We start from the raw sequence: 22,385 nt of genomic DNA on the forward strand, positions 1-22,385 counted from the left end.
ATGTTGCCCGATGATTTAAATGGGCATGGAATCCATGTTGCCGGTATTGCCGCTGCGATAAGTGATAACAATAAAGGTGTCGCCGGCGTGGCACATGGAACAGTAAAATTTTAGCCGTCAGGGTGATGGACTCGTTCGGGGGGCTGCCTACGACAATGCCTCTGTCGACGGTATTGCATACGCTGATAGTGAAAATGCCCCCATTATCAACATCAGTGCCGGTTTTACAGAGGAGGCCAGTTCGGCGGGATTATTTTGCTATCTTAAGGAGCAGCTTGGCATCATAGCGGAAGGCGCCTGCAAACAAAGCGTCATAACCGCCATTAACGATCTTTGCCGAGCAGTTGAAACAGCAACAAAAAAGGGTGAAGTTGTTGTTGCCTCTGCGGGTAATTCATTACTCGGTGGAACAACAGAAAAATATTATCCTGCGGCATGCCCTACCGCTATCGCTGTTGGAGCGACCACTGCTTCAGAGTAAGGTATTGATTTAATTAGAAACAGAATTTTAAGACTGAAAAATAAATAACAATTAAATTAATAAGTTACGTATAGTGGTTGGTTCAAGTCCGACAGGCTCGTAGGTTAAGTAGCAAGAATATCACTGCCGTAAAAGTTAATTCTATAGACTTTCATCTGAGTTATAACTAAATCCAAACGCCGGACGGGGGGGGGGGCATGTTACCCGCCCGCAGGATTTAAACAGAGCCAAACAACCTGCGGCTCTTTCTCGGCGAGCAATGTAACCGGAGCGAGCGTTTTTCAACGCCGTTGAAACGATGGGGACGGGTTTTAAAACCCGTCCTGCTTGGAATTTCCGAATTCGTGCCTTCGATTAACCCGGATTCCGTAAGCTCCATCCAGGCTACCTTGCTGTATAAAACGCTATAAAACAAGAAGGCCATTCGACACTTGCCGGGTTGCGCAAAAATGCGCAATCCAATCTACACAACTGCCGTGTTTTTCAGATATTCAATGTGGGAAGGATAGAGTCTTGAAGACGGATCAAGACACCCTGCGGCATCGAGCGGACAAAGTCAGTATACGTCCCGCACGTAGCGCTTGTCCTGGACCATGCGGCCGACATAGGCGGCAGCCTGTTCGGCACTCATGCGGCCTTCGTGTTCTACGATCCGCCTCAGCGCCGCATCCACATCCCTCGCCATCCGGGCGGCATCGCCGCAGACATAAAAATGCGCGCCTTCTTCCAGCCAGACCCACAGCTCGGCGCCCTGCTCGATCATCCGGTGCTGCACGTAGATTTTTTCGGCCTGGTCGCGCGAGAACGCGGTATCCAGTCGGTGCAGATAACCGTCTTTTTGCAGTGATTCCCATTCGTCGCGATAGTAGAAATCGGTCGCGGCGCGCTGCTCGCCGAAGAACAGCCAGTTTTTGCCTTTTGCGCAGGCGGCCCGGCGCTCCTGCAGGAACGCCCGAAACGGCGCAACGCCGGTGCCGGGGCCGACCATGATCATCGGCGCATCGGGGTTGGCGGCCGGCCGGAAATGCGCCGACTTCTGGAGGAAAATCGGCACTTCGACACCGGCCGTCCGGTCGGCGAGAAAGGTCGAACAGACGCCGCCGCGCGCTTTGCCGCCGGAGCGGTAACGCACCGTCGACACGGTCAAATGCACCTGCAGCGGATCGACCTTCGGGCTCGAAGCGATTGAATACAGGCGCGGCTGCAGCCGCTTGAGCACGCCGAGCCATTCGCCGGCCGCCGCCCGTACCGGGAATTCGTGCAGGATGTCGACGACTTGCCTGCCCCACAGCCATTCTTTCAACCGGGCTTTGTTTTCCTCTTTCAGGAGTTCCGCGAGCGTGCCGCTGCCCGAGCGTTCGGCAACGAAACGCAATAAGTCCGGCGTGATCCGGGCAATTTCGTAATGCCGGAGCAGCGCCTCGCCAAGCGGTATTTCTTCCCCGTTCACAACGACCGGCGCCGCGGGTGAAATCTTGAGCGCCGTCAACACCTCGGCGGTCAGATCGGGACAGTTGGTCGGCCAGACGCCCAGCGCATCGCCGGCTTCGTAGGTAAAGCCGCTGCCGGCCAGATCGAAAGCGAACTGCCGCGTTTCTTTCTCGGCCCCGGGCACGTTGAGCAGACGATTGAGCACGAGGCGGCTGTGCAGCGGGCGGTTCCGATCGTACGCGGGTACGGCAACCGGAGCCGGGGCCGTCTCCTCGTCGTCCTCGCCGGCCTCTGCCGTCACCGGAATCTTCCGGGTGGCTTGTCGGGCCGGCGCGGCGGTTCCGGCCAACGCCTGTGCGACCGCCGCGAGCCAGGCTTCGGCCGGGACCTGGAATTCCGGTTCGCAGTCCGCGCGCGGAGCCAGCCGCTCTGCGCCCAGCGCTTCCAGGCGGGCGTCGAGCTTGCGGCCGAAACCGCAGAACTGGTCGTAACTGGAATCGCCGAACGCCAGCACCGAAAATTGCAGATGTTCCAGACGGGGCGCGCCGCCGGCCTCCAATGACGACCAGAATGCGCTGCCGTTGTCCGGCGAATCGCCGTCGCCGAAGGTGCTGGCCAGGAGCAATACGCGCGACATGCCGATAAGGTCCGCCGCGTTGACGCTGTCCATCGCGGCGAGCCGAACCGCGTATCCTTCGTTGGTGAGCCGCTCGGCGCAACGGCCCGCGAATCCTTCCGCATTGCCGGTCTGCGAAGCCCACAGTATGGCCACCTCCGGTAGGGCGGGCACATCCTCTTCCGCAACGGCCAAAGCCGGGTTCGCCGGCACGGCGCGCGCGAACAGGCCTGCCAGCACACCGTCCAACAACAGCCGTTTGTCATCGTCGAGCGGCGCGCCGGACGGCAACACCGGAACGCCGGTTGCTTGAGAAGGCGCCGCGCTGCAGCGCAAGCCGGTCAAATAGCCTTGCAGATAGCGCTGTTCCTGCGCATCCAATACGATGGCAGGCACGGCGTCGAGGCCGAGAAATTTAGCGAGAGCATCGATCTGTTGCATGTTCGGTTCCGTATGAAGTGGAGTCGATGCGCCGGCATTGGCGCGGGCGGGAACGCCGTTGTTCCCGCTAACGGTAGAATGAGTAAGCGGCGTATCGGCAATGCGCGCCAGGGACACAGCGGAAAATTTGAATTCGGGCTGCAGCGAGAGAGGATCGACCGCGTCGCCGGTCACGGCGTTGATCGCCAGATTCTCCCCGAACACGTCGTTCCAATGGAAAGGCGCAAAGCAATTGCCCGGCCGCACCCGGTCCGTGATTACGGCCGGCAGCACGGCCCGGCCGCGCCGGGAGCGGATTTCGATCCGGTCCTTGTCGCGCACCCCAAGCAGGGTGGCATCTTCGGGATGGATTTCGACGAACGGCCCCGGATTGAGCTTGTTCAGCGTGGGAATTTTGCCGGTCTTGGTCAGGGTATGCCACTGATGCTGCAAACGGCCGGTGTTCAGCACGAACGGAAACTCGCCGTCCGGCAATTCGGCCGGCGGCAGGTGCGGACGCGGCAGGAACGCGGCCTTGCCGCTTTCGGTCGCGAAAGCGAACTTGGGCGTACTGCCGTCCGGGCCGGTTTGGAGCGTCTGGCTGACGCCGTCGTTCAGATAGCGGATGGGGTGCCGGTCGGCCGTGCTTTCCTCCGGACAAGGCCATTGGAGCGGCGTCGTGCGCAAGCGCTCATAGCTGGCACCGCGGATGTCGTAGCCGGTCTTGGGGTTCCAGGCGCGTTTGATTTCTTCGAGCACTTCGGACGCGGAAGCGTAATCGAAGGCATGCGCATAGCCCATCTCGCCCGCCACGCGGGCAATGATTTGCCAATCGGCGAGCGCTTCGCCGGGCGGCTCAACGGCTTTCTGCATCAGCGTCAGGTTGCGTTCGGAATTGATCATTACGCCTTCGGCCTCGGCCCAGAGCGCGCCGGGCAGCAGGATATCCGCATAGCGGTTGGTTTCGGTGTCGAGAAAGGCGTCCTGGGTGATGACCAGCTCGGCCGCCTGAAGCCCCGCGATTACCTTCTTGCGATTGGGAACGGTCGCGACGGGATTGGTGCAGATGATCCAGCACGCCTTGATCTTGCCGGCCTGCATCGCCTCGAACATCGCCACGGTGCCGCCGCCCGCTTCGCTGCGCAGCGTGCCGCGCGGGATGTTCCACAAGTCTTCGACGAACGCGCGGTCCTGCTCGACCAGCGCCGAACGCTGGCCCGGCAGGCCCGGCCCCATGTAGCCCATCTCGCGCCCGCCCATCGCATTGGGCTGGCCGGTCAGCGAGAACGGCCCGCTGCCGGGGCGGCAAATCGCCCCGGTCGCCAGGTGCAGGTTGCAGATCGCGTTGGTATGCCAGGTGCCGTGCGTGCTCTGGTTGAGCCCCATCGTCCAGCAGCTCATCCATTCACCCGCGCTACCGATCCATTCGGCGGCCTTGCGGATGTCGGCTTCGTCCAGGCCGGTGATCTCCGCGACTTTGGCCGGCGGATAGTCGTCGAGAAAAGCCGGCATTGCTTCCCAGCCCTCGGTGAATTCGTCGATGAACGCAGGATCGGTATGGCCGTTCTTGACGATCAGGTGCAGCAGCCCGTTGAGCAGCGCCAGGTCGGTGCCGGGCTTGATCTGCAGGAACAGGCCGGCCTTGTCGGCGGTGGCGTTACGCCGCGGATCGACGACGATCAGCTTGGCGCCGGCCTTGACCCGGTCCATCATCCTTAAAAACAGGATCGGATGGCAGTCTGCCATGTTCGCGCCGATCACGAAGAACAGGTCGGCGTGGTCGAAATCCTGGTAGGAGCCCGGCGGCCCGTCCGCGCCCAGCGACAGTTTGTAGCCGCTGCCGGCACTGGCCATGCACAAGCGCGAGTTGGACTCGATATGAGGGGTGCCGACAAAGCCCTTGGCGAGCTTGTTGGCGAGGTACTGCGCTTCCAGCGACATTTGCCCGGACACGTAGAACGCCAGCGCGTCCGGCCCGTGAACGTCGAGCACGGCGCGCAGGCGGCGCGCGGTTTCGCGGATCGCGTGATCCATCGGAACGCGGGCCGGTTCCTGGCGGCGTTCGTTACGCAGGTAGGCATGCTCCAGCCGGCCGGATTCTTCAAGGGCCTGGGCGCAAGTGCTGCCTTTGGTGCAAAGCCGGCCGAAATTGCTCGGATGTTGCTTGTCGCCGGCCACTTTGACCACTTTGCCGTCCCGAACGTCCATCACGATCCCGCAGCCTACGCCGCAATAGGGGCAAACACTTTTAACCTGGCTTGTCGTCATTCAGCGGGATTCCGTTTCGAATATCGTTATACTGGTAATACCTATCGTATTGCAGCAAGCAATAATCGAGCCATTTCGAAACGGCTTGGGCGGGATGCGGCATGACCGCTCGCGGACGAGCGTCGCGCACAAAAATAGACCGGGCTTTTCTTTCTTCGCCCGCAAATGGCGCACGCCGGCCCAATTGCGGGCATGAAGCGGGCATGGCGCTGTCGTTGTGTTACGAACGCCTTTCTATCGGAAGAAAGCGGCGGGCAGGGTATGAGATCGTACAGGGTTCAGCGCAAATCGGAAAAGACAAAACTTCCTAACTCGATAAAGTCAAAGTGTCTTCCAAAGCGATTTCGAGCTCAGCCAGGGTAACATCAGATAGCCCAAGTCTGGACACTTCTTCACTGTTTGAAACGATGAGCTCCGGTTGCGGTCGCAATGCGATGCCCAGCTTGTATGACACCATATCGGCAACCCTTACCATGAGTTCCACAGTGCCAGTTTCCTCTGTTAAAGGATGATGGTGTGATCCGGCAATGCTGCCATATGCTTCCGGAAGGTTCCACGATTGGAGCAACCATGCCCCTTTTTCCTCATGTTGGCGAACCATGACCTCACGTACCAGATTCTCCGGTAGATTAATCGTGGGATTTTTCACGCGCATGTCTTCAAGGCATTTGAGTAACAAAAGCTCCCCAATGTCATGGAACAGACCCGCCAAGAAGGCTTCTTCTGCAAGGGATTCGAAGTTTAGCCGTTTAGCTAGCCACTCGCTACCCAATGCGACTGCCACACTGTGCTGCCACAATTTGATTATAAATTGATTAGTGGCTGGATCCTTGGAAGAAAAAAGCCCCTTTTGCATGACCAGCGTAGCGATTTGTACGACACGGCCTAACCCAAGCCTTACGATAGCTTCCTTGACGGTGTTGATCTTACTCAAGCCCGCGTAGAACGATGAGTTGGCGACCCGCAAAACTTGACTGGCCAAGCTGGCATCCATCGCGATTTGTTTGGCGATGGTATCCAACGATTTCCGCTCGTCTTTTAAGGCATTGCGCAGTTCGTTGATTGCGCGAGGAAATACAGGTAATGCCATGTCCCCGGAGGCGATGGCTTCATCAATCAGTTCTGCAAGTGATTTTTCGCTCATGTTGGCAGGTTTTAATTTATCGGCTACCTAGAAGGCGGCGTAGTTCATGAAGGGGGCGGGGTTTGCCGAAGCGGGGCAGATTTTGGATAACCTCTTGCAAGGAGGTAATTCCGGCGGCCGCCTTGACCAAACCGTCTTCGACCATTGTTACCAAACCGGCTGTTTCCAGGCTAACACGGCGAATTTCATAAGAGCTCTGGCGGCGCAAAATCGCATCCTTAACCATTTCGTTCAAGGTTAAGACTTCGAAGATGCAGACCCGGCCGAGGTAGCCGGTATATCGGCACTTGTCGCAGCCTTTGCCTAATAAGAAGGTACCTCCGCTCAAATCTTGAGGCGTGAGGCCTAAACGGCGAAGTAAAGTCGGGTCGGGCTTAACAGGCTCACCGCAATTGCGGCATACCCGGCGTATCAGTCGCTGAGATAACACGGAAACGATTGTAGAAGAAATCAGGAAAGCTTCGATCTCCATGTTGAGGAGCCGCAAAAGGCCGCCAATACTATCTTCGGTATGAAATGTGGTCAACACTTTGTGGCCGGTCAATGCCGCCTGGATCGCTGTATCGGCGGAAAACCGGTCACGTATTTCGCCCAATACGATGATATCGGGGTCCTGCCTGACGATGTGCCGCAGGGTTTCCTCATAGGTTAAATTGATCTTCGTATTAATCGAACATTGAGCGACTCCGTCGATGACGTATTCGACCGGATCCTCCGCCGTAACAATGTTGACCTCCGGCGCATTGAGATAATCCACCGCACTGTAAAGGGTCGTCGTTTTTCCCGAACCAGTGGGGCCTGTGATGATGATTACCCCGGTTGGAACGTCTAACGAATCCTGGATAAATCGTTCCAACATCAACGGAGCCATGCCGATTTCGTGAATATCCAGCAACTCGGTCTTGCGGTTCAACAAACGCAAAACAACTTTTTCGCCATTGATGGTGTTGAAAAATGAGGCCCGCATATCAAAAACGTGATTCGAGGCAGCTTGTTCGTATAGTACGCGGCCGTCCTGGTGCCGCCGCTTCTCGGCGATGTCGGCACCTGCCAGGACCTTAATTCGGCTAGTCAAAGCTTGTGCAAATTCCAACGGGAAATCCTGATAGTGCACCATCAGTCCATCCATGCGAAAACGGACGCGCAATTTGAGCTCTAATGGCTCGATGTGGATATCACTGGCCTCTTGGCGTATGGCATCGTCAAATATCTGGTTGACGATGGTTACTGTGGATTGATCACCCAGCAGTTTCTTGTCTTGGCTGATATTACGTTCGTAATTCAACAGGAATCTGAGTATCTGCGAGTGTCTTCCTGCCGCCGGTAATATGTCAGCGCCAATTATGCTGTGAGCAACTTCAATTGCTTGGCTGTCCAACGGATCACCGAAAGCTACCAAGACACCTTCCGGCTGCTTTTCGATAGGTACGAAGCAGTGTTTAGTGGCCGACTTAATCATCTGCTTTGACATCAGCGTCTGATCGACTCTCGCTACGCTAAGGTCGATGACAGGAATTCCCTTCAGGTCAGCCAATACTTCCAGCATTTTGGTTTCAGAAATCAGGTTGCGTTCAACCAGAATTTCGCCCAACCGCTTGTGTCCGGATTCTTGCTGTTGAATCGCTAACGCCTGCTGGAGATTGGCGTCGCTAATATAGCCGAACTCTACCAAGAACTGTCCTAGCCTGACCTTGATTGGATGGCTGCGGAAAACCTGCACGAGCTGGCTGTGTGTGACATATCCCAAGTCACACAGTACAACCAATAGTGGTTTCGAAGATTCCAGTTTCGCTTGAACGCGTCGCGCGTATTTCAGTTTATCCGGGTCAATCGCGCCTTGCTCGACCAATAAATTCAAAAAGGTTTCATTGAACGTGGCATCGGAATCTGGAATACTGGAATCGTTGGGCATCATAGTTGTTGTTCTATATTAGCCTTCTTTTAGACCTAGAAAAGAAAGGTTTCTACGTTACGACTAATATATCACACTGGTTTGCTGCTTTGGTTAAACATAACGGCAACAAGATCGCTGAAAACTTAGGTCCGACGGGCTCTTAGGTAGGAGCGATAAAAAAGTGCCTGAACGATGCCCTTGTTTCCTTCCAATTAGATGGGTAACTGGACAACCTATCTCATTGAGGCTAATGGTTCCCAAATCACCGTGCCTCTCAATGGCCGACTGGTCAATATCTAAAACCAACCGACAAACCTCCGAGTTCATTCATCGCGGTGCACAAGAACCCGATAACAGTCGGGCTATTTCCCGTAAAGCGCCTCATTAGAGCGGCGCTCTTTTCTGAAATCTGTCCCTGATCCAATCAGCCGACTTCCGCGTTATTACATAAAGTACGGGCACGAACGGAATCGCCAACAGCGTCGAAGACAGTATTCCGCCGAACACCACCGTGCCGATGGCCTGTTGGCTGGCTGCGCCGGCGCCGGAGGCGCCCAGCAAAGGCACGACCCCCAAAATGAAAGCGAAAGAGGTCATCACGATGGGACGAAAGCGGCGGCGCGTAGCTTCCACCGCCGCATCCGCCGCCGCCATGCCTTCGTCCTGAAGCTGCCGGGCGAATTCGACGATCAGGATCGCATTCTTGCAGGCCAGGCCGATCATCAGGATCAGGCCGACCTGGGTGTAGAGATTATTGTCGAATCCCCGCATCATCAAAGCCAGCAGCACGCCGACCAGGGCCATGGGCACCACCAGCACCACGGCCAGGGGACTGGTCCAGCTTTCGTATAAAGCCGCGAGCACCATGAAGACCAGGACGATCGAAAGGCCGTAAATGAAGTAGGCCTGGTTGCCCACCTGCTTTTCCTGGTAGGAAGTCGCGGTCCAGTCGAAACCGACCCCTTTCGGCAAGGTTTTCGCCGCCAGTTGCTCCATCAGATTTAACGCTTGCCCGGAACTGAACCCGGTGGCAGCAATGCCGTAGATTTGCGCAGACGGATACAGATTGTAGCGCAATACCAGTTCGGGACCCACCGTTCTGTTCACTTCCAGCAGGGTGCCTAACGGCACCATTTCGCCCTGCCCGTTCCGCACATAGAGGTTTTTGATGTCTTCCGGCCGCGCGCGAAACGGCGCATCGGCCTGCACATAGACCTGGAAGACCTGGTTGAATTTGTTGAAAAGATTGACGAAGGATGAGCCCAGATAGGTCTGCAGCGTCGAAAACACGTTGTTGAGCGGAATGTCGAGCGATTCCACTTTGGTTCTATCGATGTCCAGAAACAGCTGCGGGCTGCGCGCATTGAACGTAGAGGTCAAATTCCGCAGGCCGGACTGGGTGTTGCCCGAGCGGATGACTTCGTCGACGGCTTTTTGCAACTCGGCAAGTCCCAGGCTCTGGCGGTCTTCCACCATCAATTGGAAACCGCCTCCCTGCCCCAGTCCCCGGATCGGTGGTGGGATCAGTACGATGGACCGGGATTCTTCGATGGCCGCCAGTTCCCGGCGCAGATGGGCGGTGATCGCGTCCTGGCTCAAATCCGGCCCGCGCTTGTTCCAGTCTTCGAAAACGATAAACGTGGTGATCATGTTGGAGACGTTGGCGCTGTCCAGTATGGACAAGCCGCCGATCGTCACCCAGGCTCCCACGCCCCGGGTTTTATGCAGAATCCGGTTCAGTTGCTCGGTCAGGGCGACGACGCGCGGCTGCGAGGCGGCATCCGGAAGCTGGGTGATCACCATCGCATAGCCCTGGTCTTCGGTGGGTAAAAAACCGGTCGGATGGTAGGCAAACCGCCAAACGCTGGCCGCAATGATCAGCGCGTACAACAGCGTCATCGCAACGGCCCGCTGCACCATCCAGCTCACCAGGCGCACGTAGGCATGCTCGAACCACCCATAAGCCTTGTTGAAGCCTCGGAAAAACCAGTTGCTCTGCTTGTTTCGAGCCGGCCGCAGCCATAGCGCGCACTGGGCCGGTTTAAGCGTCAGGGCGTTGATCGCGCTGATGATGGCGGTGGAGGCGATGATCAAGGCGAACTGGCGGAACAGCTGGCCGGTAATGCCCGGCAGAAAGGCGGCCGGCAGAAACACCGAAGCCAGCACCAGCGTAATTCCCATGACCGGCCCGGTGATTTCCTGCATCGCCTTGATCGTGGCGTCTTTAGGGGACAGGCCTTGTTCGATGTGAAACGAGGCATTTTCGACGATCACGATCGCATCGTCGACCACGATGCCGATCGCCAGAATCAGCGCGAACAGCGTCAATAGATTGATCCCGAAACCCAGCAGGGCCATCGCCGCGAACGCGCCGATCAGCGTGACCGGAACGGTGGTGGCGGGCACCAGGGTCGCCCGCCAGTCCTGCAGGAACAGCACGACGACCACGAGCACCAGGATGCCGGCCTCGAACAGCGTGATGTAGACGTCGTGGATCGCGCTGCGGACGAACTTGGTGGTGTCGTAACGGATTTCGTAGCTCAGGCCCGGCGGAAAATCCTTGCTCATCTTCGCCATCGCCTGTTTCACTTCTTCCGCGACATCGAGCGCGTTGGCGCCGGGCAGGGTGAATACCGGCATCACGGCGGCCTTATGCCCGCTGGACTGGGAGAAGTTGCTGTAACTCTGCCGGCTGAGCTCGACGCGGGCGACATCGCGGATGCGCACGATTTGCGCCGATTCGTTGCGGGCGCTCTTGATTACGATGTTCTCGAACTGCGAGACATCGGCCAACCGGCCGAGCGAATTGACCGTAAACTGGAAAGCCTGGCTTACCGGCGCAGGCGGGCCGCCCAATTGCCCTGCGGCCACTTGCAGATTCTGGCTCTGGATGGCGCCGATCACGTCGAGCGTGGTCAGGCTGAAGTAGCGAAGCTTTTCCGGATTCAGCCAGACCCGCATGCTGTAAGGCCCTGCGCCCCGTACCGCAATCTGGCCGACGCCGGGCAAACGCGCCAGCGGGTTCTGCAGATTGATCACGGCGTAATTGGAAAGGAAGGTTTCGTCGTAACGGTCGTCCTCCGAATACAGCCCGACCACCAGCAGAATGTCCGTGGACACTTTTTTGACCGTAACGCCCTGCGGCTGCACCGAGGAAGGAAGCTGGGGCAAGGCGCTGTTGACCAGGTTTTGCACCAGCGCCATCGAGGTATTCAGATCGGTGCCCACATTGAACGTAATCGTCAAGGTGTAGCTGCCGTCGCTGGCGCTGGTCGAAGACATGTACAGCGAGTTCTCCACGCCGTTGACCGCCTGCTCGATCGGAATGCCGACCGTGGCCGCTACCACCTCGGCGCTGGCCCCCGGATAGCGGGACGTCACCTGAATGGTCGGCGGCACGATGGGAGGGTATTGCGACACGGGCAGGTTCACAAAACATACCAGTCCCAGAATGATCGTGACGATCGCGATGACGTTCGCAAAAATGGGGTGTTCGATAAAATAGCGGGAAATCATGGCGGTGTCTTCCCAGATTCGGCCGGCGACGCAGCAACACCCTTGCCGCCCTCCGTTTTCGCCGGCGCTTGGGCTTTGGGAGCCACTTGATTTCCCGGAACGGCATGCAGCAGGCCCGTGACGATGATCCGATCCCGATCATTGATCCCTGTTTCGATCACCCGGTCCTCATCCACTTGAGTCCCAAGCTTGACCGCCCGCCGTTCCACGCGGTTATTACTGTCCACGGCCAGCAGGTAGGAACCCAGTTGATCGTAACCCACCGCCGTTTCCGGCACCACCAGCGCCGTTTTTTCCGAGTTGAGCACCAAGACCCGCACCTTCGCAAACAGCCCCGGCAGGATCGTGCCGTCGTCATTCGGAAAACGGGCCCGCAGCAGCAATGTGCCCGTCGTCGGGGTCACCGAAATCGCGGTGAAATCGAGAAAGCCGTGATGGGGATAATCTTTTTCGTCGGACAGCGCGAGGGAGGCCGGAATTTTCATTTTTTCGGCTTCGCCCGGGCCGATCCGGGTTTGCCTGATCACTTTCAGCAGGTCCGTTTCGTTGATGGTGAAATAGACGTAGATGGGATTTATCTGGCTGATATGCGCCAGCGGCGTAAACTCGCCGGCGCCGACCAGGTTGCCGGGATCCTTGAGCCGGCGGTCGATCCGGCCGTCGAAAGGGGCCACGACTTTCGTATAATCCAGATCCAGTCCGGCCAGATCGCGTTTGGCTTCGGCGGCGATCAATGCGGCTTTGGCGTTATCCCGCTCGAACCGCCACCGGTCCGCATCGGTCTGGGCGGCCGCATGCTGCCGCACCAGGCCCGTGAACCGCGCCAATTCGGTTTGGGCATGGTCGAGGCTGGCTTTTTGCTGCAGCACTTGCGCTTCCGCCTGCTTCAGCTTGGCCTGATAAGTATCCTGCTGGATCAGGAACAACGGCTGATCTTTCTTCACGTTGTCGCCGTCGTGAAAAAAAACCTTTTCCAGATAGCCCTGCACGCGCGCGACCAGCTGGACCGTATTAAAAGCCTGGGTGTTGCCGGTAAATTCCAGGTATTCCCTCACCTGCCGATGAACCGGCCGGTTGACGGTGACCTGGGGAGGCGGCGGCGGCACATAGGCATTCTTTTCCTCGCAGCCGCCCGCGAAGAGCATGGCGCCTCCTACTAATGCCGCGGCTTTGTATTTCCTCATATCGATCTTCGCTCCATTCACCAGCGAGGCCAACCGATGCCCGAAGATTTCCGGGAATCCGGCGACGGTTGCGCAGCAGGCGACAACAGTCCGCCCCAATCGGTACGCTTCGCCATTTCCTCCTTGACGAAAACGGGCACCGCATCCTTGCCTTCGCGAATCTGCCAACCGCCTCCGAGGGCGCGGTATACGCCCACCAGATTGCTCGAGATGTCGCCCAACGTAACGGCGAGGCTGTCTTGTTCGTTCAGCAGCGCCTGCTGGGCCGTCAGCACGGTCGTAAAATCGGTGATGCCCTGCCGGTACTGCAAGGTGGCCAGTTCCAGCGAATGCCGCGCGGCCGCGATACTTTCCCCCAAAGACCGGGCGCGCTCCTGGGAGCGCAGGAACGCCACCAGGCTGTCTTCCACTTCGCGCTGCGCGGCGAGCACGGTATTCTGATAATCGATCAGCAAAGCCTGCAGCCGGGCATCCTGTACCCGGACCTGGTTGGTGATTTGCCCGTAGTTGAAGATGTTCCATTGCAGCGCCGGCCCGAAGTTGGCGGTCCGGCTTTTCCATAGAAAAACATCGCTCAGCGCAAACGCGCCGACGTCGGTCGAGAGTAAGCCGAAAGTGCCGGTCAACGAAAAAGCCGGGTAGAGAGCCGCTTTGGTCACGCCGACGCTTGCCGACTGAGCCGCGGCGCGCCGTTCGGCGGCGCGGACGTCGGGGCGCCGCCGCAGCAGCTCGGCCGGTACGCCCACGGCCACCTCCGCGGGAGGCGCAGGAATTTGCGCAGGGGCGCCCAGCAAATCGCCGATCCGGCCCGGCGGCATGCCCAGCAGAAAATTCAACGCGTTCTGCTGCCGGCGAAGCTCGATCTCGAGCGTGGGAATGGAAGCCTCGGTGCTTGCCAGCACCGTCCTGGCCTGTTCGACGTCGCGCTCAGAGGTGGTGCCGCCCTCATAGCGGATTTTTGCAAGCTGCAGGTTCGCCTGCTGCGTGCCGACGTTTTGCCGCGCAATGCTCAGGCGTTTTTCAAGCGTGCGGAGCGTGACATACGCACGCGCCACATCGGCAGTGAGACTGACTAAGGCGGTATTGTAATTGGCCACCGCGGCCTGGAATTCGGCATCCGCCGATTCGATGGCGCGGCGGAATCTGCCCCAGAAATCGATTTCCCAGCTGGCGGTCAAGCCTATCTGTGTCTGGGCATAATCGAAAATCTGCGAAAAGGCGGCCTGCGAGGCCCGCTGGCTGAGGCGTATCTTGTTCAGCGACCCGGTCAGTTGCTGATTTTGCGGATAAAGATTGCCGGCTGCGATGGCCAACTGGGCGCGGGCCTCGAGGATTCGCACGCCGGCGACGCGGAGATTGAGATTGTTGAGATAAGCGCTTTCGATAAGCCGGTTAAGCACCGGGTCGTTAAAGGTTTTCCACCAATCCCGGACATCGGTGAAATTCGTTTTAAGCCGCCCGTCCCGGGAATCCAGCCATTGGGCTGCCGTGTCGGCGGGAGGAGGAACATAGTCGGGACCGACCATGCAGCCGGAAAGCAGCAGAAAGAGCCACAACCCTGCCGGGCGGCAGCCGGCCGGTTTAGCCGCCCGATTCATCCTGGCTCCGGCAGGCGTCAGGGTGGACGCGCGGGAAATCGGGAAACGGCGCGCTCTCCCTCCCGGATGCCGCCGAAAGCAAGAGAAACTCGGATTTAACGCGGATAAAATGCCTTTTTAAGCCATGCAAGAACATGATTCTCTCTCCCTTGAACTAAGCCATTGGACTCTATGGCCGGCTTATTGTTCAACGGCTTCAGCACGGGCCGGCCGGGGATTTCCGTAAGGCCGCGTAGGTCCGATTAGCGCAGCGTAATCGGACGCATACTATGCATCGCTATCCGCCATTGAGCCGGCATTACCGCTCCTATCCGGCGATAAACTCATTTGACGGCATAGCGATGAAATGCGAATCAAACCGCTCCGTTGCTCGTTTGAGACAGCCCTTTTTGTCATGCCGGCAGAGCATGTTGCGTCGACCGTTCCGTTTTAGGCAGATTTCAAAAGCTCGGCATTGCTAAACCTTGGCGATGGAGCGGTAAACCTTATCCTGCGAAGGGATAAAAGCATATTAATAGACAAGTTCTTTTACGATTGGGAAAGAGGCGATGACAACACTTGCCTGGACCACATGCGTCCGATTACGCTGCGCCAATCGGACCTACGCGAGCTAGGGGCGCCCGCACGGAAAAGCGGCCATCCGGGCGGCGGCTGACGCAAACGCCTCAATAGGTCTTGTAAGGCAGGAATTTTCCGGACAAGGTAATGTTGACCCGGTCGCCGTTGGGGTCGGGTTCGCGGCGCAGGTCCATCCTGAAATCGATCGCGCTCATGATGCCGTCGCCGAATTCTTCGTGAATCAGTTCCTTCAGCGTCGGCCCGTAGACGCTGATCAATTCGTAAAACCGGTAGATCAACGGATCATCCGGTTTGGCGTCGGACGACACACCCTTGTAAGGCACGACGGTCAGCCATCGCCGCTCTTCCTCGCTCAACCCGAAAATTTCACCGACAATCGCGGCTTGCGCCGGCGTCAGCGTCATCTGGCCCAGGCAGGCGGCCGTGACCCACTCCTTGCTCAAGCCGACCTTAGCCGCCACGTCGGACCATTTCAAGCCATGGCTGACTTTAGCGGCGATGATTTTTTCGGTCACTTCGATTCTGTTCGTCATCTCTGCTCCAAATCAATAATGAGATCGGTATCCGCGAAAACAGGGAGCGCTCTCGGGCGCTCCTCTGCTTCGGATTTAAACCGCTCAGCCTTTCTTGAATTTAGCCGCTTCGTCGGAGCCGCCGGTCGCATTGCCCTTGCTGTAGGAATGCGCGCCGACACCGGCCAGTTGGCCGCCCTGCACGATCAGGTATTCGTCGCGGATCGGCCGGCCTTCGAAGTAGCATTCGAGGATTTCGCGGGTGCCGGCCGCATAGCGCGTCTGCGCCGACAGGCTGGTGCCGGAAATGTGCGGGGTCATGCCGTGATTCGGCATCGTCCGCCACGGATGATCGTTCGGGGCCGGCTGCGGGAACCAGACGTCGCCGGCGTAACCGGCCAGCTGGCCGCTTTCCAGCGCCCTGACGATCGCGTCGCGGTCGCACAGCTTGCCGCGCGCGGTGTTGACCAAATAGGCGCCGCGCTTGAAAAACTTCAGCGTCTCTTCGTTGACCATGTGCTCGGTTTCAGGATGCAGCGGGCAATTCAGCGTCACCACGTCGCAGACCTTGGCCAGGCTTTCCAAATTGGAGTGATAGGTCAGGTCGAGTTCTTTTTCGACCGCTTCCGGCAGGCGATGGCGGTCCATATAGTGCAGTTTGACGCCGAAAGGCTTGAGCAACCGCAACACGCGCAGGCCGATACGGCCGGCCGCCACGGTGCCCACGCTCATGGCTTCCAGGTCATAGGAGCGCGATACGCAGTCGGCGATATTCCAGCCGCCCTTGAGCACCCAGTGGTGGGAAGGGATGAAATTGCGCACCAGCGCCAGTATCGACATGACCACATGTTCGGCGACAGCGTTACTGTTGCAGTAAGTCACTTCGGCGACGGTGATGTTGTGTTCCATCGCCGCCTGCAGGTCGGTATGGTCGGAACCGATGCCCGCCGTGACGATCATTTTGAGTTTTTTGGCTTTGGCGATGCGCTCGGCGGTCATGTAGGCCGGCCAAAACGGTTGCGAAATGACGATTTCGGCATCGGCCAGTTCGCGGTCCAGCACGCTGTCGGCGCCGTCCTTGCTGGAGGTGACCACCAAGGTATGGCCGTTCGACTCCAGGTACTTGCGCAAGCCCAGTTCGCCCGACACGCTGCCGAGCAGGGCGCCGGGCTTGAAATCGATCGCCTTGGGCGTCGGCAGCGTTTGTCCGTCGGGATAAACTTCAGGCTGCGGGCAGTCCTCGCGCGCGTAGGAGGTGGGGTAGCCGTTGATAGGATCGTCATAAAGTACGCATACAATTTTAGCCATTTGATTTTTACCTCGATGTGGATTGGAAAATGAGGCATTTCCGACATACGGCATGCCCTCTGATTGATCCCGGCCGGGTTAGGCGTATTATTCTTTTAGAGGGGATCGGGGTCCAATCGTTTCGGCGTATGATTCAATAAGCCGCAGTTATCAGCGCATCGAACCGAGGTTGCAAATCCAGGGTTTGGGCAATGTTCCAGGCCGCGTCCTGGATGGGCGTGGAGGGATTCTGGCGGCGCATGACCAGGCCCACCTGGCGCGACAGTTCGGGCGCCAGGGGCAAGGCAATGACTTCCCGGTGCATTTCAAAGGCGTTCAACATGCTGTGAGGCACGACGCTGTAAAGGCCGGCGCCGCATACATGGGCATATAAAGCGAAGATCGAGTCGGTTTCCAGCATCACCCTGGGGATGACGCCGGCTTCCCGAAAAGCGGCATCGATCAGGTGGCGGTTCTGCATGTTCTGCGTCAAAAGGCACAAAGGAAGCCCCTCGACCTCGTTCCAGCCCAAACGGCTTTTCATCAATCGAGGATCGGGATTCCGGGCCAACAATACGTGCCGCTCGCGGTACAGCGGTAAAATCCTGAATCCTTTGAGCCTCGGGTCATCGAGATAGGTCAATCCCAGATCCAGTTCGAAGCGGTCGAGCTGCCGTATCAATTCTTCGGCGCAGAGGGATGTCAGCTTGACGGAGACGCCGGGATAGGCAGCCTGGCAGGGTTCCGTCAGCAGCGGCGTGGCGGCCAGCATGGTGGGGATCGTTCCTATCTTCAGGACGCCGGTCAGTTGCCGGCGATACTGCGCGGCGGCCTGGCGCATGCCTTCCCAGTCCTGGGCCAGAATGCGCGCCCATTGCATCACTTTTTCGCCTTCTTCGGTAAACCCTTCGAAACGCTGGCCCCGCCTGATCAGCGTGACGCCCAGCTCTTCTTCGAGATGCTGGATCGCATTCGACAGCGCCGGCTGCGAAACATGGCTGGCTTCCGCGGCACGGCCGAAATGCCGGGTTTTGGCGAGGGCGAGCAGATAATGAATTTGGCGGATAAACATCGTGAAAAGAGGGTGGAATTCAGCTTTCGATCGACCGGAGACCGTTCCGAAATCGGCTGGCTGCTAAGACTTTCGTGAAAAACACCTCCCCCTTTGAAAAAGGGGGATCGAGGGGGATTTATCAAAAAATATTCCCCGCCCCCCCCCTTTTTCAAAGAGGGGGACTGAACGCTTCTTTTCAAAGAGGGAGTGAATAAATCCGCTTTTCATAACCATCAATTTCGAAAAGTTATTTTCTACCCGATCCTAACCCAACAGGGCGAGGGGATTTACGGATAAATTCGCATCCAGGTAATAGCAGCCGTCGCCATGATTCGCGATGCGCTGATGAGTCAGGGCGTCAAGTTCGGACAGATAAGCGATCGCATGGGTCTTGATCAGGCAATAAATGTCGAGCCCTTCGCAAAGGCCCAGGTCGCGGCAGGCGCGCGGCGTAATTTCGGCCACCAGGGTGCCGCCGCAATCGACTTGTACGATCACGCTGTCCCCGTGCGGAATCAGGGCGCAGATCCGGCCTTTGATTTGATTCTGTATGGATATCCCGTCGATATAGCGGGAGGCCAGCGCGATCTCGTTCGCGCGTATCGCCACTTGCGCCCGCTCGCCGGCCGCCAGGTGTGGACGGAGCGGCATCAGTATCGGCAAACCGAAGCTTTGGGCCAACGTGCAGCCGGATTCAAGGTCGTGGCCGCGAACGGTAACCGTCAGGACGTTGTCGATCGGACGGATGCCCAGATAGCGCAGCGCCCCCTGCTGCTTGACCGCTTCGAGCAGCGGCCCTTTGTGGAGCACTCTGCCGTCTTCGAGCACGATCAGATGGTCGGTCAATTCGAGAATGTCGCCGAGCGACTGGCTGGCATACCAGACCGGCAGCTTGAGTTCCTCCCGCAAACGGGCCAGGATCGGCAACAGCCTGCTGCGGTAACCGTTGCCGATGGCGGCGAAGGTCTCATCCAACAGCAAAAGCTGGGGCGATTTGAGCAGCGAACGGGCCAGCGCCACCCGTTGCCGTTCGCCGGCGGACAGGCATCCGGCACGGGAATCGAGAAGGTACCCCAACTCCAGAAGCTCGATCAAAAAGCCCAGTTTGAAGATACGGCGCTGCTTTAAGGTGCGGTGATAGGCAGCGGCCAGGCTATCGCGAACGGTTTCGGCTGTATCGATATCATAAACCTGGGATACCGCGCCGACCGGCCGCTGCTCGCGGGGCATCACGATGCCTCTGTTGCTGTCGAACAAAATTCTGCCGTCCAACACGATGCGTCCGCTCTGCGGCTGCACAGCGCCCGAAATCAAATCGAAAACCGTGCTCTTCCCTGCCCCGGATTTTCCGAACAGGCCGACGCAATTCTCGCTGACCGACAACTGCGCGGCCAAATCGAAATGGCCGCGGCGCAGTTTTACATTCATTTCCAACAGCATGCCAGCCCTCTATTTGTCTTAAGCGTTCAGCCCCTCTTTGAAAAAGCGGGGTAAGGGGCGATTTTTTTAAATAAATCCCCCTCGATCCCCTTTTTTCAAAGGGGGAGGTGAGTGCTTAGCTTCTGTCAGGCCCCTTCGGACGCAACAGGATTGCATCCGAAGGGTCTCAACCTCAAGCCGCGACCGCCAGAATGACCGAGCCGGCTTTGAATACCGCCGTCACCGGTTGCCCCTGGCGTAAATCCAGCGCATCGACGCTTTCGTTGGTGACCGTGGCGGCCACCGTTTCGCCGCCTTTCAGTTCGATGTCCACCTCGCTGTTGATCGCGCCGGGCTTGACTTCCACCACCTTTCCTTCCAGCTGGTTGCGCGCCGAAATGCGGTAGCCGCCGAAATCGGTGACGAGGATCACATGCGGCGCCTTGATCATCGCGATCACCTCCTTGCCGGCCTCGATAGCGAGAGATGCGGCGGATTCCTTGGTCACTGTGGCGACCAGAGTGTCGCCGCCTTTCAGTTGGATAAGAACTTCCGTATACACAGAACCCGGGCGAACTTCGCTGACGAGGCCCTTGAACTGGTTGCGTGCACTGACTTTCATAATAAACCTCCGGTGAGCTAAGGGTTTCGTCAAAAATAACCTCCCCCTTTGAAAAAGGGGGATCGAGGGGGGATTTATTTAATAAATCTCCCCCGGCCCCTCGGCAATATAGCTCCTGCATTGCCTACCTCCTGCATCCGTGCAGTCGTCGGCAACTGCTCCTGCATTGCCCTCGATCGCGTGTTCCCGACGCGATCTACCTCCCCCATCCGTGGGGTCGTCGATCGCGTGTTCCCGACGCGATCTACCTCGCCCTTCCTTGGGCTCGTACCTCTGTCCATAGACCACCCTTTAGAGCATTTTCGTTTTGGGTGTACGGTCATAAGCAATGCCGCAAAGTTAGGGCAAACTCGTCATTCCGGCAGGGATTGCCGGAATCCAGAAGCCAGGGACGGCAAGCTTTAATGCATCCCTGCAGTCTGGATCTCGGCAATCCTTGCCGAGATGACGGTTTGACTTAACGGCATTATCTTCCTATAGGCGATATGAAAATGCTCTAGTGGTGGCATCCATGCAGTCGTCTTTTTCAAAGAGGGGAGGGAATCCTCTCCTTTTCGAAACAATCAACGTTCGAGAAATTACCCTACCAAATCCTAATTTAAAATGGACGTGCCTTTGATCTGCGCATAGACGGACATGCCGATCTTCAGGCCCAGGCTGTGCTTCGATTTCAACGTGATGTGGGACAGCAGCGTGTGCGCGCCGACCTGCAGCCGCACCACGGTCTGCCCTTTCCGATCGTCCGCCAGACCGGTAACGGTCGCCGGCAGCACATTCAGAATGCTGGTCGCCTGCGGCGCTTCCAGAGCGAGGCTCACGTCGCGGGCGCAAATCTGTACCCTGACCGGCGTACCGGCCGACGCATCAATCGCGGTCGTGTAGAGTTCCGCGCCCATGCAAGCGATCCGGGTCAAATGATAGTCCGCTTCATGCCCGGCAATACGGCCTTCCCACACCATAACGGCCTTCCGGTCCTGCGCCAGCGGCAAATCGATCCGGCTCAGGGTTTCCGCAAGCGGTCCCGCCGCGGCGACGCGGCCTCCGTTCATCAGCACCAGATGATCGGCCAGTCTGGCGGCTTCCTGCCAGGCATGGGTCACATAGACCACCGGAATTTCCAAGGCCTGATGCAGCCGGGCCAGATAAGGCACGATTTCCTGCTTGCGCTGAAAGTCCAGCGAGGCCAAGGGCTCGTCCATCAGCAAAATGTCGGGCTTCAGCACCAGGGCACGGGCGATCCCGACGCGCTGCTTCTCGCCGCCCGACAGGCGCTCCGGCATCCGGTCCAGCAAATGGCCGATGCCCAAGAGCTCGACGGTCTGCTCGAGGCCGGCCGCGGCGGGTTTCAAGCCGATCCGCTTCAACCCGAAACACAGGTTGCCGTACACACTCAGGTGCGGAAACAGGTTGGCGTCCTGGAACACATAACCCAGCGCGCGTTTGTGGGGCGGCAGAAAAAATCCCTGCGAACTGTCCTGCCACACCGTACCGTTGACTTCCAGATACCCCTGCGCCGGCCGTTCCAGGCCGGCGATGCAGCGCAGCAGCGTCGTCTTGCCGGAGCCCGACGGGCCGAACAGCACACTGATGCCCGTGCCCGGCAGGGCAAGGTCGGCATCCAGGTTAAAAGTGCCGTAGTCGAGCGCAAAGCGGGCGTTGATCGAGGATTTCATTTGGCCGGCTGGACGGTCAGGCGGTGATTCAGGAAACCGTACATCACGATCAGCACCGCGAACGAAAAAGCCAGCAGACCGCCGGCCAGCCAATGGGCCTGACCGTATTCCAACGCCTCGACGTGGTTGTAGACCTGCACCGACACCACCCGGGTCTGCCCCGGAATGTTGCCGCCGATCATCAGCACCACGCCGAATTCGCCGACCGTATGGGCGAACCCCAGAATCGCGGCGGCCAAAAAGCCCGGTTTCGCCAGCGGCACCACAACGTGGAAAAACGTATCCCAGGGACCTGCGCGCAGCGTGGCAGCGGCTTCCAGCGGCGGCGGGCCGATCGCGGCAAAGGCCGTCTGCAAAGGCTGCACCACGAACGGCAGGGAATACAATACCGAGGCCACGACCAGTCCGTTGAACGTGAAAGCCAGCGTGCCCATGCCCAATCCCGTCGTCAGGCGGCCGATCGGACCGTTCGGCCCGATCAGCACCAAAAGATAGAAGCCGAGCACGGTCGGCGGCAGCACCAAAGGCAGCGCCACCAGCGCATTGCAGACGGCTTTCCAGCGAGATCCGGTTCGCGTCAGCCACCAGGCCAAAGGCGTGCCGAGCATCAGCAGCCATACGGTCGACAAGGCGGCGACCCGGAAAGTCAGCCACAAGGCGGCAAGATCATCATCGCCGAGCATCACG

Annotated in this window: 15 protein-coding genes and 2 pseudogenes; 2 read left to right on the forward strand and 15 right to left on the reverse strand. The window is 58.4% G+C overall.

Going from position 1 to position 22,385, the window contains the following annotated elements:
* Window positions 1-114, forward strand: a complete 114-nt coding sequence (locus tag JJL52_RS21860; protein ID WP_202054027.1) for a S8 family serine peptidase — start codon at window positions 1-3, stop codon at window positions 112-114.
* Between the two features lie 46 nt (window positions 115-160).
* Window positions 161-481, forward strand: a pseudogene (locus JJL52_RS21865) (S8 family serine peptidase); the annotation flags it as partial.
* Window positions 482-1,037: 556 nt separating this feature from the next.
* Here the strand turns inward: JJL52_RS21865 and JJL52_RS18705 are convergent.
* The 15 genes and pseudogenes from JJL52_RS18705 to modB form a co-directional block, all read right to left on the reverse strand.
* A complete protein-coding gene (locus JJL52_RS18705; RefSeq protein WP_202054028.1) occupies window positions 1,038-5,216 on the reverse strand; it encodes a bifunctional nitrate reductase/sulfite reductase flavoprotein subunit alpha in 4,179 nt (1,392 codons plus the stop codon).
* Complete coding sequence (locus JJL52_RS18710; protein WP_202054029.1) at window positions 5,197-5,421, reverse strand: hypothetical protein; 225 nt, start codon at window positions 5,419-5,421, stop codon at window positions 5,197-5,199. The genes JJL52_RS18705 and JJL52_RS18710 overlap by 20 nt, the downstream gene beginning before the upstream one ends.
* Window positions 5,422-5,523: 102 nt before the next feature.
* On the reverse strand, window positions 5,524-6,360 hold the full coding sequence (locus JJL52_RS18715) for an HDOD domain-containing protein (protein ID WP_202054030.1): 837 nt from the start codon (window positions 6,358-6,360) through the stop codon (window positions 5,524-5,526).
* 16 nt (window positions 6,361-6,376) lie between these two features.
* Complete coding sequence (locus tag JJL52_RS18720) at window positions 6,377-8,275, reverse strand: GspE/PulE family protein (protein ID WP_236994363.1); 1,899 nt, start codon at window positions 8,273-8,275, stop codon at window positions 6,377-6,379.
* Between the two features lie 363 nt (window positions 8,276-8,638).
* Window positions 8,639-11,770 carry an efflux RND transporter permease subunit gene (locus tag JJL52_RS18725; protein WP_202054031.1) on the reverse strand — a complete coding sequence of 1,044 codons (3,132 nt, stop codon included), beginning with the start codon at window positions 11,768-11,770 and terminating at the stop codon, window positions 8,639-8,641.
* Window positions 11,767-12,954 (reverse strand): efflux RND transporter periplasmic adaptor subunit, encoded by a 1,188-nt coding sequence (locus JJL52_RS18730; protein ID WP_202054032.1) that lies wholly within the window; start codon window positions 12,952-12,954, stop codon window positions 11,767-11,769. The genes JJL52_RS18725 and JJL52_RS18730 overlap by 4 nt, the downstream gene beginning before the upstream one ends.
* A gap of 17 nt (window positions 12,955-12,971) precedes the next feature.
* The gene (locus JJL52_RS18735) at window positions 12,972-14,552 is read right to left on the reverse strand and encodes an efflux transporter outer membrane subunit (protein WP_202054033.1); all 1,581 of its coding nucleotides are present in this window, start codon (window positions 14,550-14,552) and stop codon (window positions 12,972-12,974) included.
* Between the two features lie 665 nt (window positions 14,553-15,217).
* Complete coding sequence (cynS, locus tag JJL52_RS18740) at window positions 15,218-15,664, reverse strand: cyanase (protein WP_202054034.1); 447 nt, start codon at window positions 15,662-15,664, stop codon at window positions 15,218-15,220.
* 84 nt (window positions 15,665-15,748) lie between these two features.
* Window positions 15,749-16,951, reverse strand: coding sequence for an NAD-dependent formate dehydrogenase (locus tag JJL52_RS18745; protein WP_202054035.1), 1,203 nt, complete (start codon window positions 16,949-16,951; stop codon window positions 15,749-15,751).
* A gap of 133 nt (window positions 16,952-17,084) precedes the next feature.
* Window positions 17,085-18,002 (reverse strand): LysR family transcriptional regulator, encoded by a 918-nt coding sequence (locus JJL52_RS18750; protein ID WP_202054036.1) that lies wholly within the window; start codon window positions 18,000-18,002, stop codon window positions 17,085-17,087.
* Window positions 18,003-18,248: 246 nt separating this feature from the next.
* Complete coding sequence (locus tag JJL52_RS21870; RefSeq protein WP_436231533.1) at window positions 18,249-18,635, reverse strand: TOBE domain-containing protein; 387 nt, start codon at window positions 18,633-18,635, stop codon at window positions 18,249-18,251.
* Between the two features lie 315 nt (window positions 18,636-18,950).
* Window positions 18,951-19,424, reverse strand: a pseudogene (locus JJL52_RS21875) (ATP-binding cassette domain-containing protein); the annotation flags it as partial.
* A 172-nt stretch (window positions 19,425-19,596) separates the two neighbouring features.
* Complete coding sequence (locus JJL52_RS18760; protein ID WP_202054038.1) at window positions 19,597-20,025, reverse strand: TOBE domain-containing protein; 429 nt, start codon at window positions 20,023-20,025, stop codon at window positions 19,597-19,599.
* A gap of 593 nt (window positions 20,026-20,618) precedes the next feature.
* A complete protein-coding gene (modC, locus tag JJL52_RS18765; protein WP_202054039.1) occupies window positions 20,619-21,698 on the reverse strand; it encodes a molybdenum ABC transporter ATP-binding protein in 1,080 nt (359 codons plus the stop codon).
* The gene (gene modB, locus JJL52_RS18770; RefSeq protein WP_202054040.1) at window positions 21,695-22,381 is read right to left on the reverse strand and encodes a molybdate ABC transporter permease subunit; all 687 of its coding nucleotides are present in this window, start codon (window positions 22,379-22,381) and stop codon (window positions 21,695-21,697) included. Before modB ends, modC begins: the two co-directional genes overlap by 4 nt.
* Between the last annotated feature and the right edge of the window lie 4 nt (window positions 22,382-22,385).

This window comes from Candidatus Methylomicrobium oryzae, assembly GCF_016745425.1.
Lineage (GTDB): Bacteria > Pseudomonadota > Gammaproteobacteria > Methylococcales > Methylomonadaceae > Methylomicrobium > Methylomicrobium oryzae.